Annotated in this window: 12 protein-coding genes; 10 read left to right on the top strand and 2 right to left on the bottom strand. The window is 68.1% G+C overall.

Annotated features, from left to right (window positions below; all coding sequences use genetic code 11):
• Positions 1-109 precede the first annotated feature (109 nt).
• Both ACH34W_RS52365 and ACH34W_RS52360 read left to right on the top strand, forming a co-directional pair.
• Positions 110-502: a type II toxin-antitoxin system Phd/YefM family antitoxin gene (locus tag ACH34W_RS52365; RefSeq protein WP_395968780.1), complete on the top strand. Its 393-nt coding sequence runs from the start codon at positions 110-112 to the stop codon at positions 500-502.
• Positions 499-792, top strand: a complete 294-nt coding sequence (locus ACH34W_RS52360; RefSeq protein ID WP_395968779.1) for a type II toxin-antitoxin system RelE/ParE family toxin — start codon at positions 499-501, stop codon at positions 790-792. Before ACH34W_RS52365 ends, ACH34W_RS52360 begins: the two co-directional genes overlap by 4 nt.
• A 107-nt stretch (positions 793-899) precedes the next feature.
• Here ACH34W_RS52360 and ACH34W_RS52355 read toward each other — a convergent pair whose 3' ends face one another.
• Complete coding sequence (locus tag ACH34W_RS52355) at positions 900-2,321, bottom strand: DUF1996 domain-containing protein (RefSeq protein WP_395968778.1); 1,422 nt, start codon at positions 2,319-2,321, stop codon at positions 900-902.
• Positions 2,322-2,992: 671 nt separating this feature from the next.
• Between ACH34W_RS52355 and ACH34W_RS52350 the strand changes: the two genes are divergently transcribed.
• The 8 genes from ACH34W_RS52350 (at position 2,993) to ACH34W_RS52315 (ending at position 11,323) form a co-directional block, all read left to right on the top strand.
• Positions 2,993-4,480, top strand: coding sequence for a ferric reductase-like transmembrane domain-containing protein (locus ACH34W_RS52350; protein WP_395968777.1), 1,488 nt, complete (start codon positions 2,993-2,995; stop codon positions 4,478-4,480).
• Positions 4,481-4,504: 24 nt separating this feature from the next.
• Positions 4,505-5,149, top strand: coding sequence for an FMN-binding protein (locus tag ACH34W_RS52345; RefSeq protein WP_395968776.1), 645 nt, complete (start codon positions 4,505-4,507; stop codon positions 5,147-5,149).
• A 23-nt stretch (positions 5,150-5,172) separates the two neighbouring features.
• Complete coding sequence (locus tag ACH34W_RS52340) at positions 5,173-5,955, top strand: FAD:protein FMN transferase (protein WP_395968775.1); 783 nt, start codon at positions 5,173-5,175, stop codon at positions 5,953-5,955.
• A gap of 187 nt (positions 5,956-6,142) precedes the next feature.
• Positions 6,143-6,703, top strand: a complete 561-nt coding sequence (locus tag ACH34W_RS52335) for a dihydrofolate reductase family protein (RefSeq protein ID WP_395968774.1) — start codon at positions 6,143-6,145, stop codon at positions 6,701-6,703.
• A 204-nt stretch (positions 6,704-6,907) separates the two neighbouring features.
• On the top strand, positions 6,908-7,429 hold the full coding sequence (locus ACH34W_RS52330) for a hypothetical protein (RefSeq protein ID WP_395968773.1): 522 nt from the start codon (positions 6,908-6,910) through the stop codon (positions 7,427-7,429).
• Between the two features lie 109 nt (positions 7,430-7,538).
• Entirely contained in the window at positions 7,539-8,021 is a 483-nt protein-coding gene (locus ACH34W_RS52325; protein ID WP_395968772.1) for a hypothetical protein, read from the top strand.
• A 335-nt stretch (positions 8,022-8,356) separates the two neighbouring features.
• Entirely contained in the window at positions 8,357-10,861 is a 2,505-nt protein-coding gene (locus ACH34W_RS52320; RefSeq protein ID WP_395968771.1) for a S8 family serine peptidase, read from the top strand.
• 171 nt (positions 10,862-11,032) lie between these two features.
• Entirely contained in the window at positions 11,033-11,323 is a 291-nt protein-coding gene (locus tag ACH34W_RS52315) for an SHOCT domain-containing protein (RefSeq protein WP_395968770.1), read from the top strand.
• 155 nt (positions 11,324-11,478) lie between these two features.
• Here the strand turns inward: ACH34W_RS52315 and ACH34W_RS52310 are convergent, their stop codons facing one another.
• A complete protein-coding gene (locus tag ACH34W_RS52310) occupies positions 11,479-12,063 on the bottom strand; it encodes a MarR family winged helix-turn-helix transcriptional regulator (protein ID WP_395968769.1) in 585 nt (194 codons plus the stop codon).
• Between the last annotated feature and the right edge of the window lie 69 nt (positions 12,064-12,132).

Raw genomic sequence — 12,132 nt, 5'->3', positions numbered from 1 at the left:
ACCACTTTCCTCCGAAACCGCAGGCAAATAAGGGGAGCCTAACCTAATTCAACGTCCCTGATCACCTAAGAAGAAGCCGATCCCCGATGAGTTGGCTATAATTCTGTACATGACTACTCTTCCGGTGGCTGAGGCCAGGCAGCAGTTCTCCAGCCTGGTCGAGGAGGCCGTCAAGACCCACCAGCGCATCCGTGTGACGCGCAATGGCCGGCCCGCCATCGTGATGATCGCTGACGACGACTTTGAAGCGATCATGGAGACGATCGAGGTGCTCTCCGATCGGGACCTCATGCGTGACGTTGCCGCTTCCCGTGCCGACGCCGAGGCTGGGCGGTATCTGACCGGGGACGAGATGGCCGCGATCATGGCCGCCCGCGCCGAAGGCATCGAGCTGGGCGACGAAGCCGACGTCATCGCTGAGATGCATGCCAGCGGCATCCCCGACGAGGTCTGTATGACGGCACTGAGGGCGATCATTGCTCGGACTCGTGAGGCGGAGTGACAGCGACCCCGGACGAGACCTCTCAGCGCTATGGAATCATTCTCCGCCCAGCGGCTTCCCGGGCGCTCCAGCGGATGCCGGAGAAGATCGCTGCGGCGTGCTGGGAGTTCGTTTCAGGCCCGCTGGCCGAGAACCCACACCGGGTCGGTAAGCCCTTGGTCGAGCCTCTGGCCCCTCAATACAGCGCCCGGCGCGGTGAGTATCGCGTGCTGTACCTGATCGACGACGGGACCGTCATCGTTGAGGTCACCGCGATATCCCATCGCGCCGACGCTTATCGCAGGCGCTGAACGCTCGGTCACCTGAACGCTCGGTCATCTGGACGAACGTGACGGGATGGCAGAGGCCCCGTCCGGAGTGGACGGGGCCTCTGTCGGTCAGCGGTTGGGGGGAGTTGCTAGCAGCGCTGGCCGCGGTTGATGCAGGTGACTGCGCGGTTCATCAGGCCGTTGGACATGACGTTGACGAAGTCGCCGTGGTCGGTGACCGGGTTGTGGAGCTGCTCGGGGAAGCTGTCCACGGCATAGACCTGGCCCTGGTTCAGCTGCTGGCGGCTGAGGTTGATGTTGTAGCTGAGCCGCATTTGCAGCTGGGGTACCGCCCTGGTGCCGGCTGGGCAGGCACCGTTCTGGCCGGCGAAGGCGATGTGCGTTCGGTGGTTGGCGCTGTCGGTGTTCTGGCCGTCCCAGCAGCTCGGGAACTCCAGAATGCGGGTCACCTTGCTGCCTCGGGGGCACAGCGGGTACTTGTCGGTCAGGCGGCGGTTCTCAAAACCGGTGCAGGTCCACGAGGCGCGGGCGTTGGCCGGGCCGTTGGTGGCGGCCTTGGCGTCGCCGGTGATGACGCGGATGAAGCGCGGCATCGCGGTCACCTTGCTCGTGGCGTTGCCCCGGAACTGGAGAGAAACCGTGGCGGGCCGCTGGACGCGGCCGACGTTGCCGTCTGCGGCGCTCTGGTCGTTCTGCGGCGGGTCGTTGGCGCTGCGCACGCGCACGACCGGCCAGAAGTAGGGCGACTTGTCGCCGTTGCTGCACGTCGTACCGCCGGCAGCGAGGCTCTCGTCGGTGGAGTTGCCGTCGGTGGTGAGGTTTCCGACGTAGTCGTGCTGGTGGTGTGCCCCGTTGGCAACGCCCGGCGCGACGATGAAGTTGTCGGAGTTGAAGTGCCCGTTCTCGTTGCGCCCGCATCGCGAGGTGAACGTGCCGCGTGATCCGCGGGCCTGGGTCCGCGCCTGCCGGACGTTGGGCCTGACTTGGCGGATGTCGACGAAGTCCGAGGCTACTGGGCGTTGCTGACCCGCGTTCCCGTTGCCTTGGCCCGGGGCCTGGCTGGGGGCCTGGCTAGGGGCCTGGCTTGGGTTCTGGCCTGGGTTGTTGCCCTGGCCGCCGCCCTGGCCGTCGTCGGCCACGGTGCAGGGGGCAAGGGCGTCCAGGCCTGCGGGGCGCTGGGCCACTCGGCCGATGGCCGTGGCGATCCGGTTGATCGTGGCTACGCGCTTGTCGCGCAGCGGTCCCACGATCGCGTTCTGTACGAAGTTGGGGCCGCCCTGGCCGACTGAGTTGGCCAGGCGCGTGTTCGCCTCCTGGATCTGCGTGTTGAGGAGCGCGAGGTTGCGGTCCACTTCAGCCTTGGCTTGTGCGGGCACCTGAGGAAGCTGTCCGGCTACGTCCGGACAGCTGATGGTCTGCGCTCTGGCCGCGGACAGAGCGGGAACGCTCGCCTCGGCCGTCACCGGACCTAGGCTCGCCAGGACCAACCCGGCCCCGGCGAGCAGGGTGATGCTGCGCGAGATGGAACGCGGTCGCCGTGCATTTCGCATGCGGCGCTCCCTCCTTGTTAAGGGTGTGAGGAAGTGCACCCGGCTCCGTTCAACAGGTACGCACCATCGGTCACTCTGGTTCAAGGCGATTTCAAATTGCACGCTGAGCTGCCAAGACGTCACGCCCTGGCGATACACGCTTAGGGGGCGCTCAGCCCTGGGTCAAGTGAGGCTTAAGACGTGTGGTCGGAGGTCTGCGTCGGTCTAATCTCAGCCGCGACGTCATCACGCGTCGAGCGAGTGGTCCGTGCGGCCTCCATGTTCACCCGGCTTCTACCGTGCGGGCCACTCGATTCTCTGCGCTACGACGTTCGCTTCTCTTGCAGGAGATTCGCTTCTCTCGCAACAAGAAATTCAGAAGGTGGGTGACTGGGAACGGTCCGTCAGAGGTCGATCAGTGGTACGCGCCTGTCGCCGAGCTCGTTCAACGTCGGTCGTAGCTGAAGAAACGTCCACGATGACGACCGGTTGGGTCGTGAGGTGAACCGAATGTCCGGGATCACCCGTACGACATCCCGACGGCTCTGAACGAGTCGAGACCGCGCACACCCGGAGACCTCGCGGAGGATCGTGTGCAAGCAGGGAATACGGTCCCCACCAATGAGACGTACGGCGCCGATTGGGACCAGCGACAGACGGCCGTACGTGCCACTCCCGACATGCCATGGCCCATGGGCAGGGAAGACGCTGCCCAGCGCGACTTGCAGCGCGAATCCCAGCGCGATTCCCAGCGTGACTCCCGGTTCGAGAACGGCCGCGGGGAGCTCCGGGACGAGCTGGGGTCGGCGCCCCGGGCTATGGACCCGGGATCGGGCTTGGAGCAGGGGTTCAAGCCGCCTGCGGCGAAGACCGCCGGCAACAAGCTGTTCGTCGTCCTGTTGTTCTGGGGGCTGCTGGCCACCAGCGTCGCGCTGTGGATGTTCGGTACCCCGCCCAGCACGCTCAGCGGCACGCCCGAGATGGTCACGGCCGGCGGGCGGGTCACCGGCTTGGTCGGCGGGTACCTGCTTCTAGCGCAGGTCCTGATGATGAGCCGGGTCGCCTGGCTGGAGAACTGGATCGGCGGCCACGACCTGATGCGCTGGCATCGCCAGGTGGGCGTCTATCTGCTGCTGTCGGTGCTGGCACACGCCGCGTACATCACGGTCGGCTACGCCATGAGCGCCGACGTCACGGTCGTCGACCAGACGGTCACCCTCTTCAACACCGTCGACGGGATGGTCGGCGCCTACACCGCCACCGGGATCATGGTGGCCGTCAGCATGCTGGCGATCCGGGGCATCCGCCGCCGGATGCCGTACGAGCTGTGGAAATGGCTGCACTGGTCCACCTACGCGATCCTGATCCTGGGCTACGGTCACCAGTTCGCCGGGGCTGATCTCGCCAAGGGTGGGTTCGCCGAGTGGTACTGGATGGGCCTGTACGCCCTGGTGATCGCCTGCCTCCTGTGGGGCCGGATGGTCGAGCCGCTGTGGCTGAACGCGCGGCACCGGTTCGAGGTCATGGACATCGTGCCCGAGACGGCGACGATGTTCTCGGTCTACATCGGCGGGCGCCGCCTGGACAAGCTGGAGGCACAGGCCGGGCAGTACTTCCGCTGGCGGTTCATGGCGGGTGGTGCCTGGTGGCAGTCACATCCGTTCTCGCTGTCGGCGGCTCCCAACGAGCAGTGGCTCCGGTTGACCATCAACGCGGTCGGAAGCCACACGACCGGGCTGCGTGACCTGCGGCCGGGCACCCGGGTGTTCGCCGTCGGCCCGTCCGGGACGTTCACCGCCGGTCACCGCTCCCGGCAGCGCGCGCTGCTGATCGCCGGCGGGAGCGGCATCTCCCCGATCCGCGCCGTGCTGGAGGATCTCCCGAACGGCAGCATGGTCATCTACCGGGCCTCCGACGCCGACGACATCGTCTTCCGCGACGAGCTGCGCAGCTTGGCGCAGCGGCACGGGCACGAACTGCGCTACGTGCTGGGCTCACGCCACGAACCTGGCCCGCAGAACCTGTTCACACCCCAAGGACTCCGGGAGCTGGTCCCGGACGTCCGCCACCGTGACGTGTACGTGTGCGGCCCACCCGGCATGGTCCAAGCGGCGGTCGCGACCCTGCGCCGCCTGCGGGTGCGCCGCCGCCAGATCCACCTTGACCCTTTCGAGTTCTGATCGAGTTCTGAAACGAGGGACGTGATGCGTCGAACCACCGCGGCCATTGCCGGCACATTGAGCGGGGCGGCCCTGCTCCTCGCCGCCAAGTACGGAGCGGACGCCAGTTCCACGGCGGCCGGCCAGGCCGTCGGCCAGACGGGCGATCTCGCACCCCCTGGCTCGGCCGCCGCCCAACCGCCCGGAAACGGCCAGAACCCACCCGGTAACGGCAACGCCGCGTCTGGAAACGGGAACGGGAATGGGAACGCTGCGAACGGGAACGGGAACGGGAACGGCGCAGCCGGGAATGGCGCGACCGGCAACGGGGCGACCGGGAACGGCGCGACCGGCAACGGCGCCGCCGGCAACGGCACGTCCGGGAACACTCCGGCCAGAGCCGCCAATGGCCTGAAGGACGGAGTGTTCCGGGGGAACGCCGTGCGCAACCAATATGGCCCCATCCAGGTCACCATTCAGGTGGCCGCCGGACGGGTCACGAATCTCACCGCCACCTCCGCCACGACCCCCGCCACGACGGCGCAGGTCAACGGGCGAGCCCTCCCGCTGCTGCGGCAAGCGGCCCTGACCGCCCAGAGCGCCCGCGTCGACACCGTCTCCGGCGCCACGTTCACCAGCGGTTCCTTCTCCGCCTCACTGCAGTCCGCGCTCACCGCGGCACGGGGCTGATGATGCGGCATGTCGAGGATGTCATGGGCACGGCGGTCAGCATCGAGATCGCCGACCTTCTCCCTCGCCGCGCCCTCGCCGAGTTGATCGACGACACCTGTGCCTGGCTGCACGAGGTGGACCGCCGCTTCAGCACCTACAAGGACGACAGCGAGGTCAACCAGCTCGAACGTGGCGAACTGGCCGTCGACCGGTGCTCGCCCGACATGCGTACCGTGCTGGACGCCTGCGCCTCCCTGCGGCGGGAGACCGACGGCTACTTCGACGAACGAGCCGCCGGACGGCTCGACCCGTCCGGCTACGTCAAGGGCTGGTCGGTCGAGATGGCGTCGGCGCGCCTGGCCCAGGCGGGCTCCTTCAACCACTGCATCAACGCCGGCGGCGACGTCCGCAGCCGCGGCCGCCCCGAACCCGGCCGCCCGTGGCGCTTCGGAGTCCGTCACCCCTGGGAGTCCGACAAGCTGGCCTGGGTGCTGACCGGCACCGATCTGGCCGTCGCCACCTCCGGCACCTATGAACGCGGACTCCACGTGTACGACCCCCACTCGGGCGAACCTGTTCAGGCCCTCCGTTCGGTCACTGTCACCGGACCCGACCTGGCCCTGGCCGACGCGTACGCCACCGCTGCCATGGCCATGGGGTCGGACGGCCTCCTCTGGCTGGCCCGTCTCGCCGGGTCTGGCTACGAGTCCGCCGCCGTGACCCGCGATGGTCACGCCTACCACTCCGACCATCTCCCCATAGCCGAGGATGCCCTCGAGACGGGTGTAGAGGTCGGCGACCACGCTGACGTGGGTGCCAGCTAAGGGCTACGTGGGTGTGCGGCTAAGGGCTACGTGGGTGTCGGCTAAGGGCTAGGGACGGGGTAGGGCTTGGCCTGGGTTCCACCAATGCACCGACAAGAAAATTTGTCTTGACAGTGTGGATTGTCGGGTGCCAGAGTTGGGGCATCGCAAGGAACCCAGTGGCTCAGCACTCGGAAGGACTCCGCTCATGCGTACGTTCAAGCTCCAGGTCCAGACCACCGTTGACGGCTACATGGCCGGCCCGAACGGTGAGATGGACTGGATGACGTTTCCCTGGACCGACGACATCAACAACCACATCGAGGCGCTCACCGCGCAGGTCGACTGCATCGTGCTGGGGCGCAAGCTCGCCGAGGGGTTCATTCCGACATGGGCCGCAGGGCCGGAGGGCGAGACCCAGGAGTCGATCGACTGGATGAACAACACTCCCAAAGTCGTGATCTCCAACTCGCTCACCGAGTCGCCCTGGGAGAACGCCGTGGTCGCCAACGGCGACCTTGCCGAGACCATCAACAAGCTGAAGTCAGAGCCCGGCGGGGACATGATCGCTTACGGCGGCGGCACGCTGGTGTCGAGTCTGATCGCCGGGGGCCTGCTCGACGAACTCCACCTGTTCATGAACCCGACCGCGATCGGTGCTGGGATGCCCGTCTTCCCCGCGGGCGCCTACCAGCAGCTCCGACTCGTCGGGGCCCGTGCGTTCGACTGCGGCATCACCGGGTTGCACTTCGAGCCGAGGCGCTCCTGATCCAGCCACCTTCACGCTCAAAGGCTCCTCCCGAACTCCCGGGGAGGGGCCTTTTGTCGTTGTCGGATACGGCTTGGGTTCGGAGCTGTCAGAGGGGGTGGGGAACTGTCAGGCCGCTGTCCATCGACTGTCAGCGAAGGTCGGCATCGTCTGGGCCATCGAGAACGACACGGACCTGACAGACCCTGATGGGGAGTGAACCTAATGATCACCTTCGCTGCTGTAGTGCAACTGCTGATCGCGCTGGCCTTTGTGAGCATCCCGGTGGTGCGCCACCGTTACGGGGGCGACGCGGCTGCGCATGCGGAGGCGGAACTGGAGCGCCAGGGCATCCCGGTTCGCGTCCTGAAAGAGAACAAAATCAACTTCGATGCGAGCGGGCACGAGACATGGGCGCCTGGTTCGATCGCTCTCATCGTGGCGGCGCTGGCGGTGCTCAACCTGTCGGGGAGCCACTGGGGTGAGGTTCTGTCCTGGGTCTTCATGCCGCTCGTCTTCCTCGGCAGCCTCGCCATCCTGTACAGCCAGCTGACCGCCGTTAAGTCGGTGGAGGCCGCGTTCAAGCGCAAGGGCGACCCGATGCTCCAGCGGATCGACGTGCCGGCGATGATCGAGGCGGCGGAGAAGGGCTTCCCGACCTGGGTGATGCCGTTCTTCCAGAACGTTCGGCACGCGGTGGTGCTGGGCGGCGCCCTCCTCGCGATGGCCGCACTGATCATGGCCTGACGAAAGCCGCCATTCCTTCCGCCGTCCCCCTCTCCCTGGCCTCAGGGCGAGGGGGACGGTTTTCGGGTGTCAGGATCAAGTTACTCGTGAGTAGGGCATCCTGGTGTGCATGAAGTCGAAGCCCATGCTTGCCATCGCCGGTGCAGTCGGCGGGACGATGCTCGCCACCGCAGGCATCACCACGTTCCTTATGACAGGCGAAGATGGCGGGGCGTCGGCCCGGCCCGGCGCGAGCGCCCGTGCTTACGGGGACACCAAGGACATCGCGGCGGCCCTTCGGGGACGAGGAGCCACCGGTTGCCGGGTCGATCAGGCAAGGGTCGAGTGCCGGTTCGGCGGACGTTATGTCGCGGGGACGGTGCTGAGTTCCGGCTCGGGCTCGGGTTCCGGTTCCGGGTTGACCATGGACACGGCCCTGGAGAGCTGGAAGACCGGTGTCGGGCAGAGCGCCCTCGGCGAGCAGGGCGCCTTCGCGATCTTGCACGGCCCGAACTGGCTCGTCACCGGCCCGGACGCGCTCATCGACAAGGTCCGCCCGGCGCTCGGCGGCCAGGTGCTCCACTGCGACCGGCCCTTCGGCACCTGCACCTGACCTCTGGCGGCGTCTCGGGACAGTCGTTCTCGGGGGAACTTGACGCGCGGTGAGGCGTAGCACACAGGGTGACCGGGTTAGGGCAGGTCGGGTGCGGAGAGCGGTAGATCCGTAAGAGCTGCTAGCTGTCCTGGACCGTGCCTGAATGTGCCGAGTGCCCGAGCCGCGATGCCGCGTCATGGCAGAATGAGGCCTCGCGCCCCGAGGGCTCGGTGGGGCGGGATGAGGGGCTGTGTCCGCGGAGGCGGCGGTTGCCGCCGTGCTTCGTGTTCACGAGGATTTCCCTCTGTGGGGGTTGCACCAGCAGACCACGGCCGACGCCGGGAGGAGGTTCGGTGGGCGTGTCGCATGTCGGCCGACGCCGCTCTCGACGTACCCGGCCAGCCGGCCGCTTTGGCGTACGAGCCACCGCGAGCCTCACCGCGCTGACCCTCGCCGCCGCAGTCGCCGTGCCCGTGGCGCTTGCTCCTGACGATTCCATCGAACATCAGGCGGGCCGAGCCGACCCGGCGCGCGTCGCCGCACGCGGAGCCGTCACGGGAGCCGTCACCGGAGTCGCCCGGTCCGCCCCGGACCAGATCCGCCAGCGCGAGTGGCATCTCGACGTGATGCACATCCCCAAGGCCTGGAAGTGGTCCAAGGGGCTCGGGGTCACCGTCGCGGTGCTCGACACCGGCGTCGACAAACGCCATCCCGACCTGGTCGGCCGGGTCACCAGCGGTCCTGACCTCACCGGCGGTACGCGGCGTCCCGGCGGGAAGTTCTGGGGCCTGCACGGCACCTCGATGGCGAGCATCATCGCCGGACACGGCAACGGGCCGGGCTCCCAGCGCGGCGTCATCGGCGTCGCACCGCAGAGCCGGATCCTGTCGATCCGCGTGACCTGGGAGAACGACGATCCGCTCCGCGGCAACGGCGGAACGAGCGGGCGCAACCGTGACGCCGTGGCGCAGGGCATCCGGTATGCCGTCGACCATGGCGCCGAGGTCATCAACATGTCGCTCGGCGGCGGCAGGTTGTTCTATGACGGTGACAAGACCGAAGAAGAGGCGGTCAAGTACGCGCTGAGCAAGGGAGTCGTGCTCATCGCCTCGGCCGGCAACGACGGAGCGGGCTCCAACCGCCGCAACTACCCCGCCGCGTACGACGGAGTGATCGCCGTCGGGGCCCTCGACAACCGCGGGCGCATCTGGAAGGACAGCAACCGGCGCTCGTACGTGGCGGTCTGCGCGCCCGGCGTCGAGATCGTCAGCGCGGACGCCAACAACGGCTATGTGGTCGGTACGGGCACCAGCCCGTCCTCGGCGATCGCCGCCGGGGTGGCCGCCCTCGTCCGGGCCCGCTACCCGAAGCTGACTCCGGACGAGATCCGCCAGGCCTTGGTCCAGGGCTCCGTACCGCGCCAGCAGACGGGTGCCTCGACCAACTGCCCGGGCACCCTCGACGCGGCGCGTGCCCTCCTGGCCGCCAACAAGATCAACAAGTCCGCGCACGGCCCGGGCGCCACGCCCAAGAGCACCGCGCAGTCCTCGCCCGTCGTCGACGAACCGGCGGAGGAGGGCACCGGCACCCTGGTGATGGCCGTCGTCGCGGGCGGCGCCGTGCTCGTGCTCGTCGGGCTGGTGCTGGGCTGGCGGCAGCGACGCCGGCCCGAAGAGGACGTCGACGAGGGCGACTACCTGCGTCATTCCGGGTCCGACCGGCCTCGCCAACCCGTCGGCGCCATGACGGGCGGCGGTCCGCCGAACGGCCCTGACATCGCGCCCGTCAACGTTCCGTTGTGGCAGAGCAGCGAGGTCTTCCCCGGAGGCATGCCCTCCGGCTCCCCGGAGTCGGCGACCCGGATGGGCGGCTCGCACACTCCGCCCTCGCACACTCCGCCTTCGCACGCGTCGCCCTCGCCCGGGGCGTCGGCCTCGCGAGAGCAGAGCGACCGTCCTCTCTGGCCTCCGCGTACCGGTGCTGCCGAGCGGAACGGCCAAGGGCATGAACGCGCGTACGGCCCGCCAACCGGCCACAACCAGGAGAGCCCGTACGGCTCGGGAAGCAGTCACCGCCAGGAAAGCCCGTACGGCTCAGGAAACGGCCACAGCCAGGAGAGCCCGTACGGCTTGGGAAATGGCCACCGCGCAGAGCGCGCCCCTGGCAACGATGAGGAGCGCACGCAGGGGCATGACCTTGAGCACGGATTCGGCTCGGCACGGCCCCCGCGGCGCCTTGAGCGCGAATACGGAGGCTTTGGCGGTGGCCAGGACATAGAGCGCGGCGACGGGCTGGAGCGCGGGTTCGGCGAAAAGCGAGGACGCAGGCACAAGCCGGAAAGCGACGAAGACCGTACGCCAGAGCTCAGCGGCGAAAAGCCCCCGTTCAGTCTCGACGACCTTCGTCCCTACCGTCCCGCTGAGCCCGGGGTCTCGGACAACGGCCGAGGCCGGAACGGTTCGAACGGACTGGGTGCCCTGAACGGATTCGGGACCTCCGCAAGCAATGGTCATGGCCGCGGCCTCAACGGCCATTCCACCGAGAACGGTGGCGACCGTCACGCGCTCGATGAGCCGACCACTCCGAATCACATACCCGACCTTGATTCCGTACGCCAGCGGGAGGAGGACGCCGAAGGCCCGACCGACGCGCTTCCACTCCTACCTTCCGCGGATGACTTCTCGGACGAACTGCCCACGGCAGCCTTCCCCACGGTGCCGCCCGCGGACCTGGACGACGACGACCAGTACGGCGCCCGTTTCCCCGAGCCCGGATCGTCGGCTGAGGACCAGCCGGGAAGTCTCTTCAGGCGCCAGCATCCGGAAGATGACGACGACTACCGCCCACCGTGGTGGTGATTCCCGCGCGCCGTCCTGGCGTCCGCTTACGTCAGGCCGCCTCGATGCGCGCGATGGCTTGAAGCCTGGCTCTCCGCTACTCCACCGGGCGTAGCGGAGAAGCCTCCGGCCGTACGATGCCGCGCCCCTAACCTGTCGCTGAGCATCGACTTATCCGCAACAAGGAGGTCGATGACCATGCTGACGACGTTGGCGATGCAGATTCACCCGGGTCCCTGGCACGAGAACGGGGCCACGGACGCCCCCGCCTGGTGGCCGGTGTTCCCCATCACGTTCGGGCTGTTCTGGGTGGCCGTGGTGGTCGCCGGGTTCTACCTGGTGCGCCGCCGCATCGCGGCCGGTGCCGCGCAGGCCGATCCGATGGCCCGCGCCCGGTCGGTGCTCGCGGAGCGCTTCGCCCGGGGCGAGATCGACGAGGACGAGTACTACGCCCGCTCGTCGACGCTGCGTAACGACGCATGACGTCCACGCCGCGCCCGCCGTGCCTCCACTGACCCCCGAAGGCGCGGCGGCCGGCAGGCCGTAGGACACGGCGGCCGGCAGGCCGGTGAGACGCCACGGCCGACAGACCGGTAGGACACGGCGGCCGACAGGTCGGCAGGACGCCACGGCCGGGGTCAGTCGGCTTGGGCTTCTTCGAAGATCTTGTCGATGCCGTCGAAGTCCATGGGGCATCGGGCCGCGGCGTCGGCGAATCGGGTGAGAAGGCGCGCGAAGTCCTCGCGTTCCGTCCCGGTCCAGTCCGTCATCAGCTCGTCGAGGTAGGCGCGGCGGAAGCGATCGGCGACCTGCTTGACGCGCATCCCCGCATCCGTCAGCCCGAGGTTGGCACGGCGTGCGTCCATCGGGGAGGGACGCCGGGAGACCAGGCCCGCGTCGATCGCATGGCCGACCAGCCTACTCGCCGTAGAGGGATCGATTTCGAGCCGTTCGGCGACCGCCCCGACCGTCACCTCGGCACTGAGCCGGCGCTCGTCCTCGCCGTCGAAGCTCAACGCGGCCACGGCATGGACCACCATCAGGTTGGAGAGCTGGAGGGGCCTGCCGCCGGGGCCGCTGGAGGTCTGGGCCCGGATGCGCTTCATGAGGTCGGGCTTGGCCCAGACCCGCCGGAGATGAAAGAGCGCGAGAGCGATGTCGGACAGCACCGGATCAGGAACGGCCTCGGGCTGGTCGCCCTTGGAGGCGTTCTCGGTCCCCATGCAGGGCCTCCGCTCCGCTCAAGATCTTCCCGGGACACCCCGTACAGATGCACAATACATACATCCGTT

This window comes from Actinomadura sp. 6N118, from assembly GCF_044326415.1.
In the GTDB taxonomy this organism is placed as follows: domain Bacteria; phylum Actinomycetota; class Actinomycetes; order Streptosporangiales; family Streptosporangiaceae; genus Spirillospora.
Note: the sequence above shows the minus strand (reverse complement) of the source record. Positions and strands in the feature narration are given on the sequence as shown.

Coding starts and splice junctions, on each gene's coding strand:
- ACH34W_RS52350 (WP_395968777.1), top strand. CDS start 2,993: ATGGGCAGGGAAGACGCTGCCCAGCGCGACTTGCAGCGCGAATCCCAG.
- ACH34W_RS52330 (WP_395968773.1), top strand. CDS start 6,908: ATGATCACCTTCGCTGCTGTAGTGCAACTGCTGATCGCGCTGGCCTTT.
- ACH34W_RS52310 (WP_395968769.1), bottom strand. CDS start 12,063: ATGGGGACCGAGAACGCCTCCAAGGGCGACCAGCCCGAGGCCGTTCCT.
- ACH34W_RS52325 (WP_395968772.1), top strand. CDS start 7,539: ATGAAGTCGAAGCCCATGCTTGCCATCGCCGGTGCAGTCGGCGGGACG.
- ACH34W_RS52365 (WP_395968780.1), top strand. CDS start 110: ATGACTACTCTTCCGGTGGCTGAGGCCAGGCAGCAGTTCTCCAGCCTG.
- ACH34W_RS52355 (WP_395968778.1), bottom strand. CDS start 2,321: ATGCGAAATGCACGGCGACCGCGTTCCATCTCGCGCAGCATCACCCTG.
- ACH34W_RS52335 (WP_395968774.1), top strand. CDS start 6,143: ATGCGTACGTTCAAGCTCCAGGTCCAGACCACCGTTGACGGCTACATG.
- ACH34W_RS52315 (WP_395968770.1), top strand. CDS start 11,033: ATGACCATGCTGACGACGTTGGCGATGCAGATTCACCCGGGTCCCTGG.
- ACH34W_RS52345 (WP_395968776.1), top strand. CDS start 4,505: ATGCGTCGAACCACCGCGGCCATTGCCGGCACATTGAGCGGGGCGGCC.
- ACH34W_RS52340 (WP_395968775.1), top strand. CDS start 5,173: ATGGGCACGGCGGTCAGCATCGAGATCGCCGACCTTCTCCCTCGCCGC.